This window comes from Pseudostreptobacillus hongkongensis, from assembly GCF_001559795.1.
Taxonomy (GTDB): domain Bacteria; phylum Fusobacteriota; class Fusobacteriia; order Fusobacteriales; family Leptotrichiaceae; genus Pseudostreptobacillus; species Pseudostreptobacillus hongkongensis.
The window spans coordinates 1-1600 of sequence record NZ_LOHY01000139.1 but is presented as its reverse complement, the minus strand read 5'-3'; the positions used below and the strand labels follow the sequence as shown (position 1 = coordinate 1600).

The 1600-nt window shown below is 24.1% G+C and carries 2 protein-coding genes; both read right to left on the bottom strand.

What is annotated here, in order from left to right; translation table 11 throughout:
* Positions 1-36 precede the first annotated feature (36 nt).
* The gene (locus AYC59_RS06715; RefSeq protein WP_245620692.1) at positions 37-888 is read right to left on the bottom strand and encodes an IS3 family transposase; all 852 of its coding nucleotides are present in this window, start codon (positions 886-888) and stop codon (positions 37-39) included.
* Complete coding sequence (locus AYC59_RS06710) at positions 888-1541, bottom strand: helix-turn-helix domain-containing protein (protein WP_066896725.1); 654 nt, start codon at positions 1539-1541, stop codon at positions 888-890. Before AYC59_RS06710 ends, AYC59_RS06715 begins: the two co-directional genes overlap by 1 nt.
* Between the last annotated feature and the right edge of the window lie 59 nt (positions 1542-1600).

Sequence of the window (1600 nt, the reverse complement as noted above, 5' to 3'; positions counted from 1 at the left end):
GAACATGTACCAACAAACTGGACACAAAATTTAAAATCAATAATTTAAGGAATTACATCTTATTTGATAAGGTGTAGTTCCTTTTAAATTTACTCTAACTTTATTGTAAAATTCTATATATTCTTTAATTGTTTTAATTGCTTCTTCTTTAGTTCTAAACTTATCTTTATTTAACTTATTGTAATAACACTCTGACTTAAAAATACCCCAAAATGACTCTATAGGTGAGTTATCAGGACAATGCCCTGGTCTTGACATGCTATGTGTAATATCTTTTGTTATATTTTTAAACATATATGATGTATACTGAAACCCTCTATCACTTTGTAATATATCAACATCATTAATATTTATATTTTTAAATGTTTTCATAACTAATTCATTATTATTATGATTGCCTATCTCATAACTTATTAACATCTTAGAATTAATATCAATTACACCACTAATGTATAGTTTACCTTCTCCAGTATTTATCTCTGTAATATCAGTAGACCATTTTTGATTATCTTTAGTAGTACTAAAATCTCTATTAAGTATATTATCTCTAAAATACTCATCACTTGATTTTTTAAATCTTTTCTTCTTAACTCTTATCATACAAACTATATCTTCTTCTATCATTATTCTTCTAATTTTCTTTTCGTTATATTTTATACCACATCTTTTAAAAACTTCTATACTCATTCTCTTTCTACCGTATGTAGACTTAACTTCTTTATCTATTGTTTTTATTAAATTTATTAATTCTAATTCTTCTTTATTAATTTCATTATTTCTATTTAAATACTCATAGTAAGATGCTCTATTTAACTCTAATACTTCACATAGATATTTAACATTATACTTATTCTTTAAAGTATCTACAGTTAAATATTTAGCATATATTATTCTTCTTTTTCTAGAAATTCTAATATCTCTTCGTTTTTTTTTAGAATCTCTAATTCTGCTTTCAACATCTTATTTTCTTGTAGTGATAACTCATACAATATCTTATATTTATCTTCTTCTGAATAATCTGATGTATTCACTATCTTATCTTGATATTTAGAAACCCATGAGTATAGATTAGAATATTTAATACCATACTTAATACATGTTTCTTTGTAATTTCTTCCATTCTCAATACATTCTTTAGCAATAGCCATTTTCTTATCTTTACTTAATTTAGGACATCTCATAGTATATATTTCACCTCTAGATATGTAATCATTTATTATACCTTTATTATACTGTTTAATCCAATTTATTACAATAGTATTAGGCAGTAAATACTTTGTAGATAATTCATCTATAGAACTACCTTTAAAAATTTCATTAATAACCTTAATTTTAAATTCTTTTGTATATGCTCTATTTCTAGGACCTACTTCTTTTAACCCTTCTATACCATGTATTCTAAACCTATTAATATATTGATAAAATCTAGACTTAGATACACCGTATTTAATATGAATATCTTTACGACTCAATCCCATTTCTAGATAATCTTTGCACATAGAAACTCTTTCTTCTAATGTGAATTTACTTTTTCTTCCCATAAAAAAATGTACCTCCAAACTGTTTTTATTTTTTCTGTCCAGTTTGTTGGTACATGTTC